This is a genomic window from Pseudoalteromonas sp. SG43-6 (assembly GCF_014164365.1).
In the GTDB taxonomy this organism is placed as follows: Bacteria; Pseudomonadota; Gammaproteobacteria; order Enterobacterales; family Alteromonadaceae; genus Pseudoalteromonas; species Pseudoalteromonas rhizosphaerae.
Genome location: NZ_JACJEZ010000031.1, coordinates 50,807 through 57,118 on the forward strand (window position 1 = coordinate 50,807; position 6,312 = coordinate 57,118).

The 6,312-nt window shown below is 39.9% G+C and carries 7 protein-coding genes and 1 pseudogene; all 8 read left to right on the top strand.

Going from position 1 to position 6,312, the window contains the following annotated elements; all coding sequences use genetic code 11:
- The first annotated feature begins 107 nt into the window (after positions 1–107).
- Positions 108–1,727: a PepSY domain-containing protein gene (locus tag H5201_RS14105; RefSeq protein WP_182740150.1), complete on the top strand. Its 1,620-nt coding sequence runs from the start codon at positions 108–110 to the stop codon at positions 1,725–1,727.
- Positions 1,728–1,735: 8 nt separating this feature from the next.
- Positions 1,736–2,089: a DUF3325 family protein gene (locus H5201_RS14110; protein ID WP_182719659.1), complete on the top strand. Its 354-nt coding sequence runs from the start codon at positions 1,736–1,738 to the stop codon at positions 2,087–2,089.
- A 27-nt stretch (positions 2,090–2,116) separates the two neighbouring features.
- Complete coding sequence (locus H5201_RS14115; RefSeq protein WP_182719658.1) at positions 2,117–2,467, top strand: hypothetical protein; 351 nt, start codon at positions 2,117–2,119, stop codon at positions 2,465–2,467.
- Positions 2,464–4,143, top strand: a complete 1,680-nt coding sequence (locus tag H5201_RS14120) for a PepSY domain-containing protein (protein WP_182768253.1) — start codon at positions 2,464–2,466, stop codon at positions 4,141–4,143. Before H5201_RS14115 ends, H5201_RS14120 begins: the two co-directional genes overlap by 4 nt.
- Positions 4,144–4,217: 74 nt before the next feature.
- Entirely contained in the window at positions 4,218–5,165 is a 948-nt protein-coding gene (locus H5201_RS14125) for a MotA/TolQ/ExbB proton channel family protein (RefSeq protein WP_182784924.1), read from the top strand.
- Positions 5,149–5,619, top strand: a complete 471-nt coding sequence (locus tag H5201_RS14130; protein WP_182719655.1) for a biopolymer transporter ExbD — start codon at positions 5,149–5,151, stop codon at positions 5,617–5,619. Before H5201_RS14125 ends, H5201_RS14130 begins: the two co-directional genes overlap by 17 nt.
- Positions 5,619–6,023, top strand: coding sequence for a biopolymer transporter ExbD (locus H5201_RS14135; protein WP_182719654.1), 405 nt, complete (start codon positions 5,619–5,621; stop codon positions 6,021–6,023). Before H5201_RS14130 ends, H5201_RS14135 begins: the two co-directional genes overlap by 1 nt.
- Positions 6,020–6,312: pseudogene (locus H5201_RS14140) on the top strand (hypothetical protein); the annotation flags it as partial. The gene H5201_RS14135 and the pseudogene H5201_RS14140, both read left to right, overlap by 4 nt.

Consider the following 6,312-nt stretch of genomic DNA (forward strand, 5'->3'; position numbering starts at 1 on the left):
GTAAGCTTTTTAAACACTCCATCTTTTTTATTGAATATGCCATGTGACGTTACTTGCACATTAACAACGACATGGTTTAGAGACTGGTTGATTAATTGGTCTTGCGCATGAGTAGAAAAGCAGTAAACGCAAAGCTTAACATACGAGTAAGAATGGGTCCTGTTCATACATGGGTGGGGCTGATTTTAAGTGGGCTTATTTTTGCAATATTTTGGACTGGCACTTTGTCTGTATTTGACAAAGAAATAGACCGCTGGATGATGCCAGATACTCGCATTAACTTAATGAAAGTGACATCTTCGTTATCGGTAGATAAAGATATTATTCAGCCATTGAGTGAGCAGCAAAATGGAGCTGCTTACTGGACAATTGTGTTACCGCGTGAGCGTATACCATATGTAATCAAAGCGGCTTCATATAAAAAGCCTCGTCGCCATGTTCGGGAGTATTTTCATCCAGTTACGCTTGCACCATTAACAAAAGCGAATAGACCTAATGCTAGTAGTTTTATTTACCCTTTTCATCATAACTTGACGCTGCGTAAAGATGATTTAGGTGCATGGCTGGTAGGGGTTGCAAGTATTGCAATGCTCTGTCTGTTAGTTTCAGGCATTGTTATTCATCGGCGAATATTTACCGATTTTTTTTCTTTACGTTTATTTCGTAAGTTCAGCAGAGCTAATTTAGATCTGCACAATTTAACTGGTGTTGTGTTACTACCATTTACTCTTGTTATAACTTTGTCAGGGTTGATTATTGTACAACAAGTCTATTTTCCTCAATTAATTAGTCGCGTTTATCAGCAAGCTATTAGTGTTGAGAATAGTAATAAGGTCGCGAATGAAAAAGATGCTCAGCGTTTATTTTCAGCAAAGGTGCTAGGTCATATTCGTGAGTCTGCCAGCGGAGAAAAAGGCCATTTTGCCTCCATTGAACAGATGATTTCAGAGGCTGAATCAGATTGGGGTAAAGGAGGTGTTTATTTAGTACGAGTAAATCATCCTGGTGATACTAATAGCTCTGTTGTGTTTAGAAGACATAGCGATGATTCGGTTACAAAAAGTAATGATCATAAGCGTTTTAATACTATGACAGGAGAGCCAAAAGGGTCATTTACTGGCTCGCAAGCTGTTGGCATTTGGAACTTTATAAGTGGCATGCACTATATCCAATTTGATCATTGGCCACTTCGTTGGTTGTATTTTTTTGCTGGTTTAGGTAGCTGTTTATTAATTGCTACGGGCTTAGTGCATTGGACCACCGCGAGTAATAAAAATAACCTAAACCCTCCTCTCAATGTCGCTCTAATGAATGCACATAATATTGCGGTTATAACCGGCATTATTGCTGCAACAGGTGTGTTTTTACTTACTAACAGAGTAAGGGATATATCCCCATATTTGGATGCTGTTATGGGAGATAAAGCTGAAATATATGCATTTTTCAGCGTTTGGTTACTTAGCTTGTTGCATGCTTTGCTAAGTGTTTTACAAGATAGATCATATGGATACTTAAGGGCTTGGACACAGCAATGTGGATTTATTGCTGTTGTTGCTGTTTTTGCCGTTATTTTAAACTGGGTGGGAACAGGGGATGGCCTTATTAAAACAGTGTTTACAGATACTTACTGGCCTGTAGCGGCTACAGACTTGGTGCTACTAATCTCGGCTGCCAGTGCTTTTTGGACTAGCGTAAAGTTACGAGCTCATTATCAAGAGAGGTTTTGAAGAATTTTATGATGCACATCGGATTAATCGCGTCGTTTGTCTGTGCCTATGTTGGTTTTAGTTGTTGGGCTATTAGTCAAACTCAGCATTGGCGTACTGTTATTGGTGGACCCTTTCCAAATCAAGGTACGGTCAGAGCACAGCGTTTTATTGGAATTTTTATGGTGGCATTGTCATTAATTTTAGCGGTGTTTAATGATGGCTTTAGTTTTGGCGCGTTGGTATGGGTTTTAATATTAAGTTTGGCGGCGACTTTAGTCGCATTTTCTTTGGTGTGGTGCCCACGTTTATTGGGCTATATCAACAAAGTTATATCGTACTTTTATTTTGATAACACAGTGGAAAAAACCAATAAACCGTAATGTTATTTTTATTTTTAGGTGAAAAAAATGGTCGTAAAAGGCTCAGTGTTAACTGATCTAAATAATCGCGTTAATCACACTATGGCTGTTTATAAATGGCTTTATAGTATCAGTATGGTGGTGCATTCAATTGTTATTTGCTTGCTTTGTTATATTAGCAGCTCGCAGCTTGTCAATATTACGGGGGCAGTACTTTTTCATTTAGGTATGGTGTGGACTGATGCTGTTGTTGTTGCAAGTATGACAGGCTTTATCTACTTACCGGTTATTTTAATGTGGGCTTTTTCTCGCGGAAATACGTTATTAACCTGGGTAAATGTGATCGGCTTTACGGGTATAACCTTTGTTGCAGCTTGGTTAGCTGGGGCGTTGGTATGAAAACCGGGTTTAGATTTAACATGAGTGTCTTGCATACTTGGGCTGGGTTGCTGTTAAGTGGTTTACTGTTTGCTATTTTTTGGACCGGCACGCTATCAGTATTCGATAAAGAAATAGATCGCTGGATGATGCCGCAAACGCGAATTAATATGGATACAGCACCTAAATTATCCGTTGATCGCGATATTGTTCCTCTACTCAATACTCTCTCTGAGGGAGCTACGGCATGGAGTATCGTACTACCTTCTGAGCGCAAGCCCTTTTTAGCGTTGGGTTATGATACTAAAGAGTCACATATAGCTAAGCGAAATAGTTTTCACCCTGTGACGTTAGAGCAGCTTCCTGCATCGAATACGCGAGGTGCAAGTCGCTTTATTTATCCATTTCACCATAATCTTACGTTACGCAAAGGCAATATTGGTGCTTGGCTGGTGGGTGTTGCAAGCATTGGCATGTTGTGCCTTTTAGTCTCTGGAATAGTGATACATCGTAGGTTATTTACTGATTTCTTTTCCTTTAGAGTGTGGCGTAGCTTTAGCCGAGGTAACCTTGATGCGCATAACCTAACCGGCGTTGTACTATTACCTTTCACCTTAGTTATTACTTTGTCAGGATTAATGATTGCGCACTTAATTTATTTTCCTAAAGCGCCCGATGCCGTATATGAGCAAATGCACCCTCAAGCAGCAGTACATACTCAGAAAACTCCAGCTAAGGAAATTACGCGCTCACGCCAAAAAATCGATAGTAAAAGTAAAGCTCCTAAAGCCAAAGAAGGCGCAGGTAATTCGCCTGCAAGGCGGCGTTTTATTGGTGAGTCACAAGGGCGAGTTACCCCTAAAGCGTCCGGCGAATTTGCAACGATAACATCTATAGACCCTTTAATTACTGCCACTGAGGAAGAGCTGGGGCATGGTGCTGTTTATATGGTGCGGGTAAGTAATCCTGCGGATGCAGAAGGTGTGATTGCGCTTCGCTTAAGTGGTGACAAAAGTGTGGCACAAAATATGGATAACCGACGGTTCTCTGTTGCAACAGGTGCAGAGCTCGAGCACTTCGAGTCGTCTTCCGTTACTAATGTGTTTAATTTTTTAGCGGGTATGCATTATGTGCAGTTTGATCATTGGCCATTACGCTGGTTTTACTTTGTTGCAGGGCTTGGGGGATGTGTTTTGATAGCCACTGGACTATTACATTGGACACAGGCACGCAATCAAAAACATGACGGCACACGTTTTAGCATCTCTTTTATGAATGTACATAACCTGAGCGCAGTTATGGGCATTATTATCGCAACGGGGGCTTTTTTAGTAGCTAATCGACTATTTAATAACTCAGTGCAATTTGCAGGTGTTTTAGTCCGTGACCTTGAAGTATATGTGTTTTTTAGTGTGTGGATGTGTTGTTTATTTCATGGCGTGATCAGAGTGCTCATAAATAAGCGCAGTGGTTATATCAAGGCATGGACTGAGCAATGCTGGGCAGTAGCTTTTATTGCCATTGCAGCGGTTTTATTGAACTGGCTCACCACCGGAGACCACATAATTAAAACTTTATTTACAGATGCTTACTGGCCAGTTGCAACAATTGACTTGTTGCTAATTAGTAGTGCTGCACTCGCAATTTTTGCAGCGCGAAAGTTATCAGCCAATCTCGAATTAAATATCGGTAGTTAAGTAGTTGTAATCATTCTTGCTTGCCTAGCGGTAGGTAAATAAAAAATTGATAAAATTAAAAGTTGAGGCAGTTGATGAAATTAAAATTCTTTTTGATCATATTTGTACTATTTATATTTCCATTTACCTGTTCATCTCAGGAGTCAGCCAGTGTAGATAATAGCCAAGTTATTTCCGCAATTAATAATGAAACTAGTGTCAGTGAGGCTGCACCTTTAGAGTTTGATTCAGCTTTAGCTGATATAACAAAAGATGTGGGAGAAAATAAAATAGCTGATGTTGAAGTTATGAGCGCACCCTCTTGGTACAAAACGACTATAGAGCTTTTAAACACAGGGGGCGCAGTCGTATACATACTGTTGTTGATGTCGGTAATCGCATTAACCATTGTTTTAATAAAGCTTATACAGTTTCAAAAAGCACATATTTGGCAACGGCAATTCGCAAAGCGTGTACTTGTTTTATGGCAGCAAGGAAAATGTGAAGATGCACTTAATTTAGCTAATAGACATCCAAACCCAATAACTCTTGCAATGGCGCGTGCGTTTAGGGGAATTACACACAATGTTGCCGAGCCTGCGGTACGTGAAGACGTTCTTAGGTTTGGTAGTGATACGCTGTTTCGCTTAAGACGTGGCTTTCGTCCATTAGAAGTGATTGCTTCTTTGTCGCCATTGCTTGGTCTATTAGGTACTGTGTTGGGTATGATTTCTGCGTTTCAGCAACTAGAAGATGCAGGTAATAAAGTGAACCCTGCTATTTTATCTGGTGGTATTTGGGAGGCGCTACTAACAACGGCTGTGGGGTTATGTGTGGCTATACCTGTGGTGGCATTATTAAATTATTTAGAGCGTCAAGTAGACCACTTAGCCCACGAAATGGACAACTTATTAACACAAGTATTTATTACTGACTTGTCGCAGCAGGGATGTGAAGCTTTATATCAGGGCAACGCACAGCAAAAGAGTGTAGTGTTTTCGCAGGTCAACACGATGCAGGCTGAGCATGCAAAAAGCGTATAATCAATTTCCAACACTATCAGCTAAACAAGCAAAACGAAAAACGTTGGTGAGCCTGACGCCGCTAATTGACGTGGTATTTATTTTGCTCATATTTTTTATGTTAGCTTCGAGCTTTACAAAATGGCATAGCGTTGAAGTAAATAGTAGCAGTAATACAGGGGGGTCTTTAAAAACAGATTTACCCCCGTTTTTAGTGCAAGTTGCCACCGATAAATTGTTACTTAACAACAACGAAATTGCGCTAAGTAGTTTGTTAAAGAAAGCCAAAGTAAAGCCGAGTGAACAAGCAATAATTCTACAACCTTTAGGTGACACTCCGGTGCAGGCATTGATCGACATTTTAGATGTATTAAGTGAGCAAAGAATAGCGCCTCTACAGCTAGTTCAAGACCCAACATGGCAGGTAAATAATCAAACTGAGATAAGCGCCAATATGCCTTTGGAGTTACATTAATGCATTTCCCTGAGCGACGACCTGATCAAACAGAAGAACGTATTTTACCGCTAATTAATTTAGTCTTTTTATTACTTATTTTTTTTATGATCGCAGGCAGTTTAAGCGCAACAGAGCCATTTGATATTACTCCTCCCACTTCGAGTAGTGAAACAGCAAAAGATGCAGAGACAATTGTTGTGTTAATGAATAAGAAAGGTCATTTTGCTCTAGATAATCAGCCGTTATCAGAGCCGGATTTACTTGCCAAGATTACAGATATTATTAAGCGTAGTCCTAACACTGTGATCACTATAAAAGCTGATGCAGATCTTGTTGGAAATCATCTAGTAAGCTTTACACATGGCTTATATAGTATAGGTGTCAAAAAATTACAATTATTGACTGAGCAGGCGCAGCAATGAAAGATACAGCTTTAAAGTTAGGTGTATGGGCTTGGTCTGGTGCAATTTTACTTGCAGCTTTAGTACATTTAATTATATTTTTTTTAATTTTTTATTCGCCATCCATTGCCTTGCAAAATAGTACGCAAGCTAGTGCTAAATTAGGAATAGAGATTTCGTTAGGGCCACAGTATATTGAAAAAAATGACCTGATTAGCTCCTCGGTAAGCACTGAAAATAAAGAAAAGACCGAGCCTAAACCAGAGCCTAAACCGGAGCATAAACCGGAGCCTAAACCGGAGCATAAACC